This is a genomic window from Solwaraspora sp. WMMB335, from assembly GCF_049179075.1.
In the GTDB taxonomy this organism is placed as follows: Bacteria; Actinomycetota; Actinomycetes; order Mycobacteriales; family Micromonosporaceae; genus Micromonospora_E.
On the sequence record NZ_JBMHMF010000001.1, the window covers coordinates 417810 to 435660 of the forward strand.

At 71.1% G+C, this 17851-nt stretch carries 13 protein-coding genes; 5 read left to right on the top strand and 8 right to left on the bottom strand.

Features of this window, described 5'->3' with window-relative positions:
• Positions 1 to 119: 119 nt before the first annotated feature.
• Both ACN27F_RS01850 and ACN27F_RS01855 read right to left on the bottom strand, forming a co-directional pair.
• Positions 120 to 1256 (bottom strand): SigB/SigF/SigG family RNA polymerase sigma factor, encoded by a 1137-nt coding sequence (locus tag ACN27F_RS01850; protein WP_421430806.1) that lies wholly within the window; start codon positions 1254 to 1256, stop codon positions 120 to 122.
• A gap of 197 nt (positions 1257 to 1453) precedes the next feature.
• Positions 1454 to 2560: a Vms1/Ankzf1 family peptidyl-tRNA hydrolase gene (locus ACN27F_RS01855; RefSeq protein WP_421430807.1), complete on the bottom strand. Its 1107-nt coding sequence runs from the start codon at positions 2558 to 2560 to the stop codon at positions 1454 to 1456.
• 158 nt (positions 2561 to 2718) lie between these two features.
• On the opposite strand from ACN27F_RS01855, the gene ACN27F_RS01860 reads away from it, so the two are divergent.
• From ACN27F_RS01860 to glgB, 4 genes are all read left to right on the top strand, one after another.
• Positions 2719 to 3267, top strand: a complete 549-nt coding sequence (locus ACN27F_RS01860; RefSeq protein ID WP_421430808.1) for a hypothetical protein — start codon at positions 2719 to 2721, stop codon at positions 3265 to 3267.
• Positions 3268 to 3435: 168 nt separating this feature from the next.
• Positions 3436 to 4437: a DMT family transporter gene (locus tag ACN27F_RS01865; RefSeq protein ID WP_421430809.1), complete on the top strand. Its 1002-nt coding sequence runs from the start codon at positions 3436 to 3438 to the stop codon at positions 4435 to 4437.
• A gap of 232 nt (positions 4438 to 4669) precedes the next feature.
• Entirely contained in the window at positions 4670 to 6079 is a 1410-nt protein-coding gene (locus tag ACN27F_RS01870) for a glycosyltransferase family 4 protein (RefSeq protein ID WP_421430810.1), read from the top strand.
• Positions 6076 to 8031 carry a 1,4-alpha-glucan branching protein GlgB gene (gene glgB / locus ACN27F_RS01875; protein ID WP_421430811.1) on the top strand — a complete coding sequence of 652 codons (1956 nt, stop codon included), beginning with the start codon at positions 6076 to 6078 and terminating at the stop codon, positions 8029 to 8031. The genes ACN27F_RS01870 and glgB overlap by 4 nt, the downstream gene beginning before the upstream one ends.
• A gap of 78 nt (positions 8032 to 8109) precedes the next feature.
• On the opposite strand, the gene ACN27F_RS01880 is transcribed toward glgB, so the two are convergent.
• From ACN27F_RS01880 to ACN27F_RS01900, 5 genes are all read right to left on the bottom strand, one after another.
• On the bottom strand, positions 8110 to 9393 hold the full coding sequence (locus tag ACN27F_RS01880; protein ID WP_421430812.1) for a citrate synthase: 1284 nt from the start codon (positions 9391 to 9393) through the stop codon (positions 8110 to 8112).
• A gap of 158 nt (positions 9394 to 9551) precedes the next feature.
• Positions 9552 to 11648 (bottom strand): sulfatase-like hydrolase/transferase, encoded by a 2097-nt coding sequence (locus tag ACN27F_RS01885; protein ID WP_421430813.1) that lies wholly within the window; start codon positions 11646 to 11648, stop codon positions 9552 to 9554.
• On the bottom strand, positions 11641 to 13119 hold the full coding sequence (locus tag ACN27F_RS01890; RefSeq protein WP_421430814.1) for a methyltransferase: 1479 nt from the start codon (positions 13117 to 13119) through the stop codon (positions 11641 to 11643). Before ACN27F_RS01890 ends, ACN27F_RS01885 begins: the two co-directional genes overlap by 8 nt.
• Positions 13120 to 13133: 14 nt before the next feature.
• Positions 13134 to 13280 (bottom strand): hypothetical protein, encoded by a 147-nt coding sequence (locus tag ACN27F_RS01895; RefSeq protein WP_421430815.1) that lies wholly within the window; start codon positions 13278 to 13280, stop codon positions 13134 to 13136.
• Between the two features lie 363 nt (positions 13281 to 13643).
• The gene (locus ACN27F_RS01900; protein ID WP_421430816.1) at positions 13644 to 16007 is read right to left on the bottom strand and encodes a HelD family protein; all 2364 of its coding nucleotides are present in this window, start codon (positions 16005 to 16007) and stop codon (positions 13644 to 13646) included.
• Positions 16008 to 16362: 355 nt separating this feature from the next.
• On the opposite strand from ACN27F_RS01900, the gene ACN27F_RS01905 reads away from it, so the two are divergent.
• Positions 16363 to 16827: an OsmC family protein gene (locus ACN27F_RS01905; RefSeq protein ID WP_421430817.1), complete on the top strand. Its 465-nt coding sequence runs from the start codon at positions 16363 to 16365 to the stop codon at positions 16825 to 16827.
• 36 nt (positions 16828 to 16863) lie between these two features.
• Here the strand turns inward: ACN27F_RS01905 and ACN27F_RS01910 are convergent, their stop codons facing one another.
• Complete coding sequence (locus ACN27F_RS01910) at positions 16864 to 17823, bottom strand: endonuclease/exonuclease/phosphatase family protein (RefSeq protein ID WP_421430818.1); 960 nt, start codon at positions 17821 to 17823, stop codon at positions 16864 to 16866.
• Positions 17824 to 17851 lie beyond the last annotated feature (28 nt).

Genomic DNA, 17851 nt, shown 5'->3' on the forward strand with positions numbered 1-17851 from the left:
CGGTCGGCTTCGCCGCAGGATTCGGCGGAACCACCCCGATCGAGGGACCCGGCTTCGCGGGCCCAACGGGCCGCGGATCATCGCGGGCCAGGCGGACCCGGGATCAGGCGGACCCGGGATCAGCCGAACAGCGGCTCGAGGCCGGCCACCGTGAGGCTACGCCGGACGTACGGCTGGAGCCGGGCGAAGCGCAGTCGGATCCCGGCCCCACGGGCCGTCTCGTGACAGGCGAGCAACGCGGCGACACCCGACGCGTCGATGAACCCCACGCCGTCGAGATCCATCACGATCTCGACGGCGCCGCCGGTCCGGACGGCGTCGGCGACCGCGCCACGGACTCCATCGGCGGCGTCACGGTCGAGTTCGCCGCGCAACCCGACGCGGGTCTGCCCGTCGTGGTGGTCCACCGAGACGGCCATCGCGCACGTGGCTTCCGGCTGTGCGCCGCCGGACTCCCAGCGTGGCGGCGTATCGGTCAGCATCGCCTGCCGCAGCCAGTTCAGTGTGCGCGACAGCAGCCGCGACACGTGCATCTGCGAGATGCCGAACTCGGCCGCGATGTCCGACTGGGTGTAGTTGCCGTAGAAGCGCATGGCCAGGATGCGTCGTTCCCTGGCGGGCAACCGGTAGAGCAGGCCGCTGACGGTGAGCCGATCGTCGACCGACTCCAGGTCGGCGTCGAGCGCGCCGAACATGTCGCCGAGTTCGGCCGGTCCGTCGTCACCGACCGGGCCGTTGAGCGACGCCGGTGTGTAACCGGCCGCTGATTCCAGCGCGGCCAGGATCTCCTCTTCCGAGGTCTCCAGCCGCCGGGCGATCTCGGCCACCGTGGGCGAGCGGGACAGCTCGCTGGTGAGCACGGCCGTCGCCTGGCTGACCTCGATGGTCAGATCCTGCAGCCGGCGCGGCACGTGCACCCCCCAGGTGCGGTCCCGGAAGTGACGCTTGATCTCCCCGGTGATGGTCACCGCCGCGTACGCGGTGAACGAGCCTCGTTCGGGGTCGTATCGGTCGACCGCTTTGACCAGGCCGAGACGCGCGACCTGCTCCAAATCCTCCAGTGGCTCCCCGCGACCGCGGTAACGGCGGGCCAGCCGGCCGGCGAACGGAAGCGCGAGTTGAACCAGTTCCTCGCGTAGGTGCTCCCGGCGGCCCTCCGTCGGATCCGCGAAGCGGGCCGCGTAGGACAGGGCCGCCCCGTCGAGATCCTCCAGCGCGCGTTCCGAGCGCATCGCCGTACGCTTCTGTCCGGACATCCCGCCCCCTCCCCGGTGATCCGGCTACTGAGCTGCGCAATCCCGGTATGCGGGAGCGGCGAGGCCGGAACTCGGCGAGACCCCCGCCGGCCCCTCGGGCCTGCCCTTCCCCCTATGCCGGACCCTACTGCCAGCGGGTCGGCGCCCCGATCGAAGACGCAAAAAAGCAACGGAATTTCCACCGCGGGCCACGGCCGTCAGCCGGTTGCCTGGTCGGCGTACCGCAGCACCGCGCCCACGCCGCCGTCGAGTTCGGCGTCGGCGGGCCCCACCAGCATCAGATCGGCGTCGGTGGCGGCCAACGCACGGAGCAACGCGGCGTCGGCGCGGACCTCGTGCGGCGCCTCGACGGACATGCCTACCAGATCCGACGGGTCCAGCGCGATCTGCGTGGGCTCCGGGCCGATCCACATCCGCTGGGTCGACGACGGGTCGTCGACCAGCAACATGGTGTCGACCTGAGCCCGCTGCAGGGCGTCGACCACGGCGGCGAGTCCGTCGCCGCGACCCTGCTGGGCACCGTACCGGTCCAGCGCGTCGTGGGTGTGTCCGGCCGCGACGGAGGCGATCGCGGCGATGGTGGCCTCGGTGAGCGGTTCCGGGTCGGCGCCCAGCGCCCGCTCCCCCGCGTCGGTCTGCACCGTGCGCCGTTGCCAGCGCCGGGGCAGCTGCCCGACCAGCATCTGTCGGGCCTGCGGATCACCGGCCACGATCAGCACCTCGGCGCCGACCTGATCGGCGAGCGCGGCGGTGGCCCTCGCGCTGTCGCCAGCGTTGCGGTGCCAGGTCACCTCGGCCGCGCGCTGGAACCGCCCCTGCGACCAGGCGCCCGGCTTGACCTTGCGCATCGGGTAGGACGCCGAGCCCTCGACGCTGGCCTGACGGGGCAGCCCACCGGCGCTGACCGCGTCGATCTCGGCCCCGGTCCGGCTGACCAGCACCCGTAGCCAGCTGATCTCCTCACCGCGCTGGGCGACCAGCGGCATCGCGTGCGGGAGCGGTCCCACGGTGGCCAGGTCCCGCCGGGGCGGCGCGGGCAGGTAGTCGTGCAGGACGACGTCACCCGCCGTCGCGCTCAGGGCAAGCCCGTACTCCCCCGGCCGGGGGACGTGCCGCAGCACCGCGCCACCGAGCGCGGCCACGGTGTCCGTGTCCGCACCCTGGTGGGTCAGTTCCCCGCTCAACGCACGCCAGCGCAGCTGCAGCGCGTCGATCGCGTCCTCGGTGTCCCGCGAGGCTTCCAGGTAGACCGTCGCCCACGGTCCGGGGCGGTTGTAGAGCGGTCGCAGGAAGGACAGATCCATGACGCACCCCCTCCTCTTCACCTGGCGGCATACCCGGCTTGCCTCGCCGATCACCTCAAAGTGGTCAGTTGATCACGCGGTGAACACATTCACTCACCAGATTCACGCTAACCTATAGATACAATGCGTGAACAGTCGCAGACTTTCGGTGGTGTCTGATGGATCCCGAACTCTTCCCGGAGCGTGCCGTGCACCGGCCCGGGCCGATCATCACCGGACACGTCGTACGTCTCGTCGCCGGCTACTCCCGCCCGATCAGGGTGGGCCAACCCATCCTGATCGGGGTGCTGACCGCGGCCGGCGTCGTCCGGGTCCTCGGCGCCACGCTGTCGTCGCTGCGCCTGGCCGGCAGCGGTTCCACCGCCGCCCGACGCAAGTGGAAGGAGTTACGCAACGGGCCCGAGTTCCTCGTCACCCCGCTGCACGTACGCGACACCAGCGGGGTGCTGTGCGAGATGGAGATCCACGGACACGTGCCGCAGAGCGCGCTCGATCCGACCGACCACGTGCAGGTGACGGTACGACGACAACGGGATCCGCAGCTACCGCCCCGGGTGGAGCGGATCGTCAACCTGACCACCGGACAGTTCCTCACCCCACGTACGCCCACCGTCTGGTCCCATCTCGGACCGGCGTTGCTCTTCCAGGCCGTGCTCGGGATCGCACTGGTAGCGGCGCTGGTGGGCCTGGTGATCGTGCTGCGGTGAACGGAACGTCAGGTGACCATTCCGGTGGCCGATCCGCCTGGCGGATGAGATCGAGGAGCAGCGTACTGCGTGAGACGGAGGCAACTGCCGCACGATCGGGCGACGTCCGACCCGACGGCATCAGGGATCATGGGCCCATGACGCGCCAGCGGACCGACGGGCCGGATCGTGACTGAACTTCTGATCTCGGTCGCCTTCGCGGTCGCCTCCGCGGTCGCGTACGCGCTCGCCGCGGTGGCACAGGAACAGCTGGCGGTACGGCTCGGCGCGCAGACACCGTGGCGGACCATCGTCCGGGCCCTGCTACGGGCCCGCCGGTGGTGGATCGCGGTCGCGCTCAACGGCGCCGGTGCCGGCCTGCACGTCGCCGCGCTGGCCTACGGTCCGCTGTCGGTGGTCCAGCCGCTCGGCGTGCTCACCCTGGTGTTCGCCCTGCCGATCGGGGCCGCGCGCAGCGCCCGACGGGTCACCGCCCGCCAATGGCGGGGCGCCGCGCTCACCATCGGCGGGCTGATCCTGCTGCTGCTGCTCATCGTGCCGGACAGCGGAAACGGGCTCGACGGCACCGACAGTCGGATCCTCATCGTCGCGAGCACCGTCGTGCTGGCCGGGATGCTCGCCGGCACGGCCGTGGTACGCCGGGCCGTGCCGCGCAGCCTGATGTACGCCGGCGGATCCGGTGTGGCGTTCGCCGTCGCCTCGGCGCTGACCCACGCGGTGACCCGGGAACACCAGGCGGTGGGGTTGGTCGCGCTGCTGAGCCCTACCGTGCCGGCGGTGGCCGCGATGGCGGTGGCCGGGGTCCTGCTGTCACAACTGGCCTACCGCGGCAGCGGCCTCGGCGCCCCGCTGGCCACGGTGACCCTGGCCAACCCGGTGGCCTCCGCCGCGATCGGTGTCGCCCTGTTCGGTGAGCGCTTCGCCGCCGGCCCGCTCGCCGCCGGTCTGCTGGTGCTGGCCGCCGGCGCGGCCAGCACCGGCATCCTGTTGCTGGTGCCGGCGGGCGCAGCCACGGAACCGGTCGGCACCACCGGCGCTCCCGAGGGCGCCGGTGGTGCCGGCGCCGCGGGGACCGACGGAGCAGGCGAGGCCGCCGCCTCACCGGCGCCGCAGCAGGCACTGCCGGCGCCTGCCGACCCGCCGCGGGCAGCCACCTTGTGCCGCCGATAGCCACCCGGACCGGACCGGATGGAGTGTCTTCGGTCACCTCCGCCCTTCGCGGGATGCGGATCCGGCCATGATGCCGTTTCCTTGACGGCAGGGTCACCACCACGCACCGCTGCGCGGTGGCCCCACCACCCGGCCGTCGGCCAACCTCCACCTCATCTCGCGTCACCGCACCCTGCCCTGCCGCCATCGGCGCCGGCGCACCCGCACATGCTCGTACGAATGGAGAAGACGAATGACCCTGCGGGTCGGCGACCAGTTCGCCCAGGCACTGGTCACCCAGGACGGTCCGTGCCGTCCCGTCCCGACGTCACGTCCACTGCCACCCTTGCCGACCGGCGGACCCACCGCCGACGGCCGCCGCCGCATCCTGATGTTGTCCTGGGAGTACCCACCGGTGCTGGTGGGTGGGCTGGGCCGCCACGTGCACGCCCTCTCCGTCGCCCTGGTCGCCGCCGGCCACGAGGTCACCGTCGTCACCCGCCACGCCCCCGGCGCCCCACTGGAGGAATACGCCGACGGCGTACGCATCGTGCGCGCCGCCGAGGACCCACCCCTGTTCCCCCTGGCCACCCCCAGCCTGCTCGCCTGGACCATGGCCTTCAACCACACCCTCACCCGCGCCGCCCTACGCGCCACCCAGACCGCCGAATACGACGTCATCCACGCCCACGACTGGCTCGTCACCCACACCGCCATCACCCTCAAAGACCACCTCGACATCCCCCTCGTCGCCACCATCCACGCCACCGAGGCCGGCCGCCACCAGGGCTGGCTCCCGGACGAGATGAACAAGTCGATCCACTCCATCGAACACTGGCTGGGACACGAATCGGGCCGGGTGATCACCTGCTCCGGCTACATGCGTGACGAAGTGATCAGCTTGTTCGGTGTTCAGCCCGAGCGGGTGGACGTGGTCGCCAACGGGGTCGACGCCCGGCGCTGGCAGGTCCCGGCCGACGCGGTCGCCGCCGCCCGGGCCCGGTTCGCCGGCGACGGACCACTGGTCTCCTTCGTCGGCCGGCTGGTCTACGAAAAGGGCGTGCAACACCTCATCGCCGCCCTGCCCCGGCTGCGCCACCGGCACCCGGGCCTGCGGCTGGTGATCGCCGGTGACGGGCCGTACCGCGGTGAGCTGGAGGCCGACATCGACCGGCGCGGGCTGCGCGACGCGGTCACCCTGCCGGGCTTCCTCGGCGGCACCGATCTGCCCGCGCTGATGGGCGCCTCGGACTGCTTCACGGTGCCGAGCATCTACGAGCCGTTCGGCATGGTCGCCCTGGAGGGCGCCGCCGCCGGCGCGCCGCTGGCGGTGGCGGCCACCGGTGGACTCGCCGAGATCGTCGAGCCCGGCGTCACCGGGATGACCTTCCAGCCACAGGATCCACACGGGCTGGCCGACGCGGTCGGTACCCTGCTCGGCGACACCGCGCTCGCGCGCCAGGTAGCCCGCAAGGCCCGGCGGATGGTGCACGACCAGTACGGCTGGTCAGCCATCGCGCACCGCACCGCGGCCGTCTACGCCGCCGCGATCAGCCATGCGTCGGCGTTCGCCACGGAACGGGCGGCCGTCCGAATGGCACAGGGCCAGCGCACTATCGTCATCCCGGACGGAAACCTCCTCGCCGGTGCGGGGAGCCGATGACCGCGACCCGGGAGGCTGCCCTGATCGACACGATCGGTGAATTGGATCTCTACCTGTTCGCCCAGGGTCGCCACGAGCAGTTGTGGCGGATGCTCGGTGCCCACCCACAGGCCGGCGGTTGCCGGTTCGCGGTGTGGGCACCGAACGCCCGGCAGGTCCGGGTGATCGGCGACGGACCGGGCTGGGGCCCGTACGAGGGGCACGGCCTGGAGCGGCTCGGAGCCAGCGGGGTGTGGGGCGGCTTCGTGCCCGGAGTCGTCGCCGGGCAGCGGTACAAGTACCGCGTCCAGGGTGCCGACGGCTCCTGGTCGGACCGGGCCGATCCGATGGCCGCCGCCACCGAGGTGCCACCGCGCACCGCCTCGGTGGTCTACCGCTCCGGCTACATCTGGGGCGACGACGAGTGGCTGGCGCGCCGTCGTGGCGACCACCATGCCCGGCCGATGGCCGTCTACGAGGTCCACCTCGGCTCCTGGCGACCGGGGCTGGGTTACCGCGATCTGGCCGACCAGCTCGTCGACTACGTCACCGACCTCGGTTTCACACATGTGGAATTCATGCCGGTGATGGAGCATCCCTTCGGCGGTTCCTGGGGCTACCAGGTCACCGGCTACTACGCCCCCACGTCGCGGTTCGGCACCCCGGACGACTTGCGGTATCTGATCGACCGGCTGCACCGGGCCGGAATCGGGGTCCTGTTGGACTGGGTGCCGGCGCACTTTCCGCGCGACGCGTGGGCGCTGGCCCGCTTCGACGGCACGGCGCTGTACGAGCATCCCGACCCGCGCCGTGGCGAGCACCCGGACTGGGGCAGTCTGATCTTCGACTACGGCCGCCCCGAGGTGCGCAACTTTCTGGTCGCCAACGCGCTGTACTGGCTGGCGGAGTTCCATGTCGACGGGCTGCGGGTGGACGCGGTCGCCTCGATGCTCTACCTGGACTACTCCCGTGGCCCCGGGCAGTGGCTGCCCAACGCCGACGGCGGCAACGCCCACTACGAAGCGATCGAGCTGCTCAAGGAGCTGAACGCCACGGCGTACCGACTGCACCCGGGCATCGTCATGGTCGCGGAGGAGTCGACCGCCTGGCCGGGTGTCACCCGGCCGACCGACTGGGACGGGCTCGGCTTCGGGCTGAAGTGGAACATGGGCTGGATGCACGACACGCTCAGCTATCTGGCCCGTGATCCCGCGCACCGCAGCCACCACCACGATGAGATGACCTGGCCGGCCGCGTACGCGCACAGCGAGCAGTACCTGCTGCCGATCAGCCACGACGAGGTGGTACACGGCAAGGGATCGTTGACCGCCAAGCTGCCGGGCGACCGCTGGCAGCGACTGGCCGGGCTACGCGGATTGTTCGGCTACATGTGGGCGTTTCCCGGCAAGCAACTGCTCTTCATGGGTTGCGAACTCGCCGACGAGCAGGAGTGGAGCGAACAACGGGGCCTCGACTGGTCGCTGGCGGCTGACCCGGCGGTGGGCGGCGTGCGCAACCTGCTTCGCGACCTGAACCGGGTTTACCGCGACTGCCCCGCGCTGTGGGAGCTGGACGTGGCCCCGGACGGTTTCCGGTGGATCAACCACACCGACCGGGACGCCAACGTCCTGTCGTTTCTGCGCCACGGCCACGACGGTGCCGCACTCGCCTGCGTGGTCAACTTTTCCGGGGTGCCACGGCTGGCCCATCGGGTCGGCCTGCCACAGGCCGGTACCTGGCGCGAGGTCATCAACACCGACGCCGAGTGGTACGGCGGATCGAACGTCGGCAACCTCGGTGTGATCCGGGCGGACGGTCCGCCAGCGGACGGGCAGCCCTGTTCCGCGACCCTGCACGTCGGCCCGTACGCGGCGATCTGGCTGCGGCCCGAGCCGCCGGACGACGTGGACGGGGCGACCGACGACCGTCAGACCGGCCGCGGCGACGACACCGGCTCGTCTGTCGCCGGTTGAGCGCACCGGTGCGCGGGCGCGACGGCGCGCGCCGCCGCGGCCGCGCACGGGTAGCCGACATCAGGGGGAGTCAGCTGTTCAGCGCTGGTCCATCGGTACGAACGAACGCTCCGCCGGCCCTACGTAGATCTGTCGTGGGCGGCCGATCTTGTTGGCCGGGTCCGCGATCATCTCCCGCCACTGCGCGATCCAGCCGGGCAGCCGGCCGAGCGCGAACAGCACGGTGAACATCTTCGGTGGAAAGCCCATGGCCTTGTAGATCAGCCCGGTGTAGAAGTCGACGTTCGGGTAGAGCTTGCGGGAGACGAAGAAGTCGTCGGCGAGCGCGATCTCCTCCAACTGCATGGCGATGTCCAGCAGCGGATCGGGCTTGTCGAGTCGTCCCAGCACGTCCTGCGCCGCCTGCTTGACGATCGCGGCCCGCGGGTCGTAGTTCTTGTACACCCGGTGCCCGAAGCCCATCAGCTTGACGCCGCGCTCCTTGTTCTTGACCCGCTGGACGAAGCTCGGCACGTCCCCGCCGGACGTCTCGATGTCCTGCAGCATCTCCAGCACCGCCTGGTTGGCACCGCCGTGCAGCGGGCCGAACAGGGCGTTCACACCGGCCGAAACGGAGGCGAACAGGTTGGCGTTGCTGGACCCGACCAGCCGTACGGTCGAGGCGGAACAGTTCTGCTCGTGATCGGCGTGCAGCACGAACAGCATGTCCAGGATCTGGGCGACCACCGGATCGACCTGGTACTCGGCGGTCGGCACGCCGAAGGTCATCCGCAGGAAGTTCTCCACGTACTCCAGGGAGTTGTCCGGATAGAGCAACGGCTGGCCGATCGACTTCTTGTACGCGTACGAGGCGATCGTGGGTACCTTGGCCATCAGCCGGACCGTGGAGATCTCCACATGGTCGGCGTCGAACGGGTCCAGGCTGTCCTGGTAGAAGGTCGACAACGCGCTGACCGCCGAGGAGAGCACCGCCATCGGGTGGGCGTCGCGCGGAAAGCCGTCGAAGAACCGGCGCATCTCCTCGTGCAGCAGGGTGTGCAGGCGGATCCGGTCGCTGAACGCGGCCAACTGCTCGGTGGTCGGCAGCTCACCGTAGATCAGCAGATAACTGACCTCCAGGAAAGACGCCTTTCCGGCCAACTGGTCGATCGGGTAGCCCCGATAGCGCAGGATGCCGGCATCGCCGTCGATGTAGGTGATCGCCGACGCGCAGGACGCGGTGTTGACGTACCCGGGGTCGAAGGTGACGTGGCCGGTCTCTTTCAGCAGGGTACCGACCTCGATCCCGGGTGGGCCCTCGACGGCCGGCTGCACCGGCATGGACAGCTGGCCACCAGGATGGTCGAGCTTCACATCCGTCATATGGTCCCTCACTTCGCCGGCAGATCTTCGTCGAGCGCCTCCTCGCTACCGTAATCATGCGGTGCCAACGGGGCCATAGAGACCGGTGGAGGGTGAGGGATGCGTCACCCGTTTCGGCAGGACAAAACAGACTTATGGCTTCGTTGGCCGGCAACCGCTCACGGATAGAGTCGCCGCAGCCCGCCATCGTCGGCCACCACAAACAGCTCCAGCTCGTTGCGGCCGGTCCGGAACGCCGACTCGTCTGTCAGCAACACCGCGAACCGGCGTCCGGCGGCGTCCGGCGCCAGCGCCGGCACCACCGTGGCGATCCGTCCGTTGAGGGCCACCGCGACCGGTGTCCCGTCGGCGACCGACGACGGAAGCTCGCCGTACGCCACGGCCGGCAGCTGCCCGCCACGAAGATCGACGGCGGCGTACTCGTCCGCGTTGTCGATCCGCGCGCGTACCCCGCCGTCATCGGCGATCGCCAGGTCGTCGACGGCCCGCCCGACCAGCTCCGGTACGAGCGGAGCTGGCGACGGCGGTCCGGCCCGCCCGTCGATCAGTGCGGCGAAGGTCTGCGGGCCCGGCACGGTGACCGGCTCCCCCGGAACGTCGCGGAACTGCTTGTCGGCCCGCTCGCGCGGCGCACAACCACCACACCGGCCGTCGACGTCGAAGGGCAGCTCGACCCGGGCGTGCTCGGCGATGGTGGGCAGCAGGTCGACGTGTTCCCAGTTCCGGTCGTCGATCCGCCCGACCTGCTGTCCGGGCTCCTTGACGAAGGTCGGCACCCAGAGCACCTCGGCGGGCGCGGCACGGACGGCGCCCAGCCCGCGCCCCTGTTCGCCGAGCGTGAAGCTGACCCCGTGATCCGCGGTGACCACCAGCAACGCGTCGTCGTAGCGACCGCTGGCGCGCAACGCGGCGAGGGTCTGCCCGATCAGCGTGTCGGTGTAGCCGAGCTGTGCCAGGTGTCGTTGCCGGGCGAGCTCGATCCAGCCGGCACCTTCGTTGGGGAGATCGCCCGGCGCGTCGTAGCGCATCCCCGACGGCAGGTAGCTCCACGGCGCGTGCGGCATCAGCAGATGCAGGAAATGCAGCGTGGCTGTCTCGTCAGCAGCCGTCAGATCGGCGATGAACTCGGCGAAGCGGGCAGGTTGGTTGTCGTCCAGGGTGTGGAACCGGAACCGGGGGTCGGTGGGACCGTCGACGTCAGCACGGGTCGGCTCGCGCAGGCTCGCCGTCGGGTCGTCGTGGCTGTCCACCGGCGACAGGATCTGCCCGAGCAGCGACCCGGTCTCGCGCAACAGCACCGGTAGCGCGCTGCCGGTCACCCCGTCGTCACCGGCGCACAGGCTCGGTGGGCACAGCTCGGTGATGCTCTCCTGGGCCTCGATCCGGTACGTCCCGCCGAGCGCGGTGAACAGATTGTCCGGATGCGACGTGTAGTGGGGTGCCACCTCGCGCTGTGGGTAGCGGCCGGTGAGCATGGCCGGCAACGCGTACGGGGTCCAGCCGCTGACCGCGGTCGCGTTGCGGTACCAGGTGGAGCCGGCGGCCAGCGCCGCGAAGTGGGGATAGCGCTCGGCGTCGACGTGCCCGTCCGGGCCGAGCAACGACAGCAGCGGAAGCTCGTCGAGAATCAGCACGACGACCGGCGGATGCTCGGTGCCGTCGGCCGCGACGCCGGGTCCTGAACCGTCCCGCTCGGTGGCGAGCACCACCGCGGAGGCAGGCGAGGTGAACGCGAACAGGGTCACGAAGATGACCGGACCGACCGCGGCCAACCGCAGCAGCTGGCGCAGCCCGGACCACCGTCGGTAGGCCCAGGCACCGGCGGTGCCGAGGAGTACCGCGATGCCGAGCAGCAGTGGTCCGCGCACCGGCAGCAGGTGCTTGCCGACCTGCACCGCCAACGCCCCCAGCAGCACTCCGACGGTCACCAGGTGGGCGACCCGCCGGGGTCCGGGCCCGGCCAGCGCGACCAGCAGTCCCGGCAGCCAGCACACCAGCGGTGGGATCAGCGTGTACACGGCGACCAGCAGCAGGATTTCGGTGGTCGTGGCACCGTGGAACAGGAAGAAGTCCGGGCTACGTCCGATGACGTCCAGCAACGGCTGGGCTATCACCAGACCACACAGCGCGACGATCTCCAGCAATCGGCGCAGCTCACCGACATGCCGGGGCACCGGGGCGGCGAGGGCCGGCCCGGCGGCCGGGACCGGGGTCGATCCGGTGGCCGGGCTCGGCAGATCGGCCGGATCAGCCACGTGGTGTCCCGGCGTAGAGCGTGCGGGTGCCCGACGGCAGTTCCTCGCGCCGGGTGATCTCGTAGCGCTGCGTGAGCAGTCGCTCGAACTCCGTACGGTGGTAGTCGTCGAACAGGCCGGCCGGCTTGTTGGCCAGCAGCCGCCGGGCCATCGGATCGTCCGGATGGACGAACTCGATGATCAGTTGTCCGGTCCGGCCATCGGGGCCAAGCCGATCGGAGCCAGCCCGATCGGGGCCGGACAGCATGGCGGTGACCCAGTCGAGGATCCGCGACAACGGCACGTTGCGGCCGATCGCCAGGTGGTGGATCACCGCCAGGGCGAGCACCGTGTCCGCCCTGGCCCGGGTCGAGAACGGGGCGCGTTCCACGCCGCCCCATCCACCGCCGCAGGACGGATCGGCCAGGTCCATCAGGATCGGTAGGATCCGGGTTTCCCGATCCGCCCGCAAGCGGCGGTACAGGTCGTCGACCACCGCGGGATCGCTCTCCACCGCCACCACGTACCGGGCGTGCTCGGCGGCGATCCGGGAGTAGGTGCCGTCGTTGGCACCCAGATCGAACACGGTTCCGGGGTACGGGTGGCTGGCCAACTGGGCGTCGACGAAGGCGATCTTGGCCGCGCGGTCGGCCGCGGAGTAGGTGCAGGTCCGCTGGTACGCGGCCCAGTGGCTACGCGGCGGCGACCAGTCGAGCCGGTCGACCAGTTTGATCAGTGACCGCACGGTCGCCTGGACGAGCTCCCGGGAGAACCCGGCGTCACGGATCTCCTCGCGGACCGCCCCGGTGGTGGCCCCGGCGTGCCGCGTCTGCATCGCGTCGTGCAGGTGGACGTGCTTCAGCACACCGGCACGCAGCCGCCGAGTGCCGCCGAAGAGCCGGCGCAGCTGGCCCGACTCGATCCCGTCGATCCGCGCCCGCAGCCACGGCTGGAAGTCCACGCCAAGGTGGGCCTGCAACAACAGCGGGTAGAGCAGGGTCTGGCAGAACTGCCGGTAGCCGGCCCACGGCTCACCCGCGTGGTCGGGCTGGAACGAGCCGACGTCGATGAAGACCGGCTCGGTCCCCCGCCACTGCAGGTTGAATGCCGTCCCGTCCTTCATCGTCACGCCGTCGGTGAGCGCGGCCCGCAGGATCTCCAGATGCAGCCGGGCCGCGTCGCGCAACATGGCGAAGGACCATTCGTACGGGTAGGACACGAACGGCACCCGATCGTGGCGCAGCACGGTATGCCAGCGTCGCACGACCGACTCGGGCAGGCTGTCGGCCGCGGCGATCTCGGTGCCGATCACTTTGCCGGCGGCCATCAGCGGGGCCAGAAACGCCGCTTGGGAAACATCGCGCCAGTCCCGCGCCGCGTCCGGACCCAGCCCGCGCAGCACCATGCCGTCGGCGTAGAAGATCCGGTTGGTCGGATCCCGGAAGGACCCGGGTTCGTCGTACGGGGTCGAGGTGGGGGTGCCGGAAATCATCGACCTGGTGCCGATCAGTCCTTCTCGGTGGGCTGCTTACGGAACCGGCTCACCAGGCGGCGCCAGTAGAGCTTGGTGGCGACCACCATGCCGGCCGCGCCGGCAACCACCGCCTGCACGATCAGACTGCCGGATCCGGCATCCAGATAGGCCAGGTCCATCCGCCGGCCACCTCCCAACTGTGTTCAGGCTCGCTCGATGGATCGGGTCGAGACAGCGACCACGACCGGCGGGTGCCAGACCGGCGTCATCGCCAGTTCGCCGTACCGCCATCTGATGGCCAGCTGCCGTCCATCAGCGTACGCCGTGAACCGCGGCCGCAGCGTCAGCCCCACCGCCGGTGGCCGGACCGCGTCACCGGCAGGATCGATGCGACAAGCCCGACGAGGGTGGTTTTGCGCTATTCACCGCAACCGTGAGCTGCGCCCGGAGGCCCGTCACGCTGGTCACGGACACCGGGTAACAGTTCCGCAACGCCGGTTCGACCAGCGTCGCGACGAGATCGTCGGCGGGGCCCCGGTCGGTTAGCCGAGCACGGCCGGCAGCTGTCCCGGGTGCAGCACCCCGAGCCGGTCGGTCGCGCGGGTCAACGCCACGTAGAGATCGTTGAGACCCCGTGGCGACTCGGCGACGATCGCCGCCGGGTCCACGACCAGCACCCGGTCGAACTCCAGCCCTTTCGCCTGCGGCACCGTCACCACCACCACCGGCGCTTCCAGGTCGGGCCGTTCGCCGAGGCCGGTACCGGCGACCACGGCCCGCACCGCACCGCCGAACTCCACCGCCCGCGACTGCGGCACGATCACCCCGAGGCGCCCGTCGCCCACCGCCAACAGTTCCCGGCCGACCAGCTCCACGAGCCGGTCCGCGAGACGCTCCGGCCCGTCCGTACCCACCCACCAGGGCTCGACACCGGACTCGCGTACCGCCGTGGGCGCCGCCGCCGCCGGATCGATGGCCGCCAGCACGCGGGCCGCGACCGCGAGAATCTCCGCTGGCGTCCGGTAGCTCACCGTCAGCTCCGCCAGCCGCCACCGGTCGCCGACGTACGGTCGCAGCAGTTGTGCCCAGGACGCCGCACCGGCCAGGGCACCGGTCTGTGCGACGTCACCCACGATGGTCATCGACCGGCTCGGGCACCGGCGCATCAGCAGCCGCCAGGCCATCGCCGACAACTCCTGCGCCTCGTCGACCACGATGTGGCCGAACGCCCACCCGCGATCGGCCGCCGCCCGCTCGGCTGTGCTGCGGTGATCGGCCGCTATTTGCCGGCCGGCCAACGCCTCGGCGTCGAGCAGGTCGGTTGCACCGAGGATCTCCGGCTCGGCCTCGTCCTCGACGTCGATCGACTCAGAGCCGCGCAGCACCTCCAGCGCCCCTTCGGCATAGGCCAGTCGTTGCCGTCGCTGCGCCTCGGCGCGCAGTCGTCCGACGGTGTCGTCCACGCCGAGCAACTCGGCCGCCTCGTCCAACAACGGCACGTCGGCCGGAGTCCACCCACTGCCCGGGGCGCGGCGCAGCAGCGCCCGCTCCGCCGGGGTCAGCTCGGCGGCGGCCGCGGCGAGCCGCTGCTCGCTGGCGTACAGGTCGGTGAGCAGTTGCTGCGGGGTCAGCACCGGCCAGAACCGGTCCAGCGCCGCCTGCAGTGCTGGATCCGCCCGCAGCTCGCGACGGATTTCGGCCAGATCGCTCTCGGCGAGCACCTGGGGATCGCCGGGCGCGTCGTCGCCGCCGAGCGGATCGTCCGCGTACGGATCCAGGCCGATCTCGCCGGCTATCTGTTCGGCCAGCGCGTGCACCACCTCGATGTCGAACAGCGGGCGAGCCAGGTTGTGCAGCCGGCCGGACCGCCGGGTGTGATCGCGGGCGGCGGCGCAGATCTGCGGGGTGAGCCGCAACCGGTGTCCGTCCATCTCGATGACGACGGCCTCCTCCGGCACCTCCTGACGGTCCCGGATCGCCGCCGCCACCACCTCGGCCATTTCGGCCCGGCCCTTCACCTGGGCCACCGACGCCGGCTCGTCGGCGTCGGCCCGCACCCCGGCGAACAGCTCGCCCGGCGTGCGCAGCAGCACCCCGGTCTCCGCCAGCGACGGCAGCACGTGGGCGATGTAGCGCAGGAACGTCGCGTTGGGGCCGACGACCAGTACCCCGCGGGTGGACAGCTCCCGGCGGTGGGTGTAAAGCAGGTAGGCCGCGCGGTGCAGGGCGACCGCGGTCTTGCCGGTGCCCGGTCCGCCCTGCACCACCAGGATTCCGTCGGCGGGTGCCCGGATGACCTCGTCCTGCTCGGCCTGGATCGTCTGGACGATGTCCCTCATCCTGCCGGTACGCCCCGCCGTGATCGCCGCGAACAGGGCCGCCTCACCGGTCAGCGCGCTGCTCGGCCGGTCCCGGGCAAGCTCGAGATCGAGCACTTCGTCGTCGATGGCAGTGACCGTACGCAATCGGGTACGGATGTGTCGTCGCCGCCAGACGCCGTCCGGTGCCGCCGCGGTCGCCAGGTAGAACGGCCGCGCGGCTGGTGCCCGCCAGTCGATCAGCAACGGTTCGTAGTCGCCGTCGTCGTCGAACAATCCGATCCGGCCGATGTAACGACGTGTTCCGTCGGTGATGTCCAACCGCCCGAAACAGAGCCCGTTCTCCACCGCACCGTACTGGGCGATCCGCTCGGAGTGCAGCGCGACCATGCTCTCCCGCTCGGCACGGGCCTGCGGTGTCCCGCCGGTCTGCCGCAACGCGGCGGCCAGCCGCTGTTCCGCCTGCGCACGCAGCGCGTCCAACCGGCCGTGGAGCACCGCGACGTACCGCTGTTCGTGGGCGAGCTCGGCAGCCCTGTCCGTGTCGTCGAGGCCGTCCCGACCGGGTGCGCCGACCGCGTTTGACAAGCTTGCCCCCTGTTTGCTATCTTGTGGACCTTGAGCCCCCCGTCATGGGATGTGAGCTCATTCTGCCTAGCGGTTTCATACCCGGCAGTCTTCTACCTGCAGCGGCGTTGTCTGTTGCTTCGGTTCCATGCCCGCTTCGCCCAGCGTGCGTACCTGGACCAGCGCGCCCAGACCCACGCCCGAACCGGGCGAGCAGAGCGCCAACGATATCGCGTAGCGGACCCGCCACGCACGTCCCACGACGGACGCGACCAGCGTGCCCGCCCGGCACGCGGTGGCCGGGCATGGGCACGGGCCGCGTTTCGCATCTCGCCCAACGGGTACCCGGCCGCCGCGCGAGGAGGCGGAGGGCACGATGGGTGACGCAGACAGCTGGACGCACCGGGCCTCGGCCACGGCCGAGGCCGGCCGGGTCCGCACCGACGACGGAGAGTTCTCCAGCCGGCTGTCGTCGCCGCTGGCACCGCACGGCCCCGGCCTCACCCCGGAGCAACTGCTCTCCGCCGCCTTCGCCTCCTGCCTGCACCACGCCGCGGTCGAGGCCGCCACCGACCTCACCGACGAGTCGCACACCGTCGAGGTCCGCGCCGAGACCCGACTACGGCGCGACCCGGACGGGCGCTACCGGGCCGACGTACGGGCGAGTGTCTCGTCGTGCGGGCTCACCGTCGACCAGCTCGGCACGCTGGCGCGCCGGGCCGACCAGCTCTGGCCGTTCGCCGGTGCCGGTGGCGACCGCCACTCGGTGAGCGTGGAGGTCGCCCGCACCGACGACGGCCACCGGGCACCGCAGGACGAGCCCCAGATGCGACCCGGGTGACCTGCGGCGGGAACCGAAGTCGCCGAGGCTGCGTGATCAGCGACGGAAACCGGCGACAACCGCCCGGTGATCGCTGGCCGGAGTGCGCACCACCTCCGCCCGGGTGACCGTCAGCCCGCGGTACAGCACGTGGTCGGGCCTGGTCACCGGCAACACGGCGGGCCAGGTGAAGCCGGGACCGGTACCGGCCTCGGCCTGGGCGTCGGACAACAGGTCGGTCAGTGGGGCGATCACCCGGTCGGTGGTCGCCGTGTTGAAGTCGCCGACCACGATCAGCCGCTGTGCCCGCTCGTGGCGCAGGGTGGTGGCCAGTGTCGCCACGGTACGGTCACGCAAGGCGGTGTCGCCGGCCCGGGCCGAACCGAGGTGCACGACGTACACCACGATGTCACCGGCGGGACCGGCGACCACCGCCCGCAACGCCCGGGTCCAGTCGAGCCCGGTGTCGACCCCGGCCGCCTCGCGGATCGGCAGCCGGCTCCACAACGCGACCGTGGACAGCAGCACTCGGTGCGGGTAGCGGTCCGCCAGCGACGCGGCCAACGGTTGGTGGCCGTCCTCGGCGATCTCCTGCAGCGCGATCAGGTCCGGATCCCGTCGCAGGAGGGCCTCGATGGTCGCGGCCGGCGCCGGGTTACCGGCCCGCATGTTCTGGCTGACGACCGTGATCTCGGCCGGCCCACCACCCCCACGGGGAAGCCAGGCGATCCCGTACAAGCCTCCCCACAGCACCGCGCAGGCGCTCACCGTGACCACGGCCAGCCGGGACCGGCGCAGCACCGCCGCCACCACCAGCGGCACCACGGCCACACCCAACCACGGAACGACGGTGTCCAGCAGGCTGCCCAGGCCACGCACGTTCGGAATCAACCGGTGGCCGGCGAGCAGGCCAGCCACCAGCGAAGCAGCGATGCTGGTACGCAGTCCCCGGGGTGGCCGTGGTCGGCGGGCAGCCGGATCAGGATCGGCGGCGGCCTCGATCTTGTCGCTTGTCACCGCCGGAATGGTAGCGTCCGTGGCCACG